1 protein-coding gene is annotated in these 204 nt (G+C 37.3%); it reads right to left on the reverse strand.

Annotated features, from left to right (window positions below):
• On the reverse strand, positions 1–204 hold a 204-nt coding region (locus tag GQR38_RS20080; protein ID WP_165738040.1), incomplete at both ends, for a GGDEF domain-containing protein.

The following is a 204-nucleotide window of genomic DNA, read 5'->3' on the forward strand; positions in this document are numbered from 1 at the left end:
AATATCCTTCTCAGATCGAATATGCTTCTTAAGATTTTCTGCTACAGCGACTAAAGCAGTATCTCCTACGGTGTGTCCAAACTTGTCATTGATTCGTTTAAAGAAATCAATATCGCCTAATACAAAAGTGAGTTTGTGTCCGTTGTTTTGTGCTGATGCTAAGGCTTTTTCGAAGACCTGATTAAAACCACGTCGATTGTATAA

Origin of the sequence: Pseudoalteromonas sp. c7(2019) (assembly GCF_011378625.1) — a bacterium.
GTDB lineage: Bacteria > Pseudomonadota > Gammaproteobacteria > Enterobacterales > Alteromonadaceae > Pseudoalteromonas > Pseudoalteromonas arctica.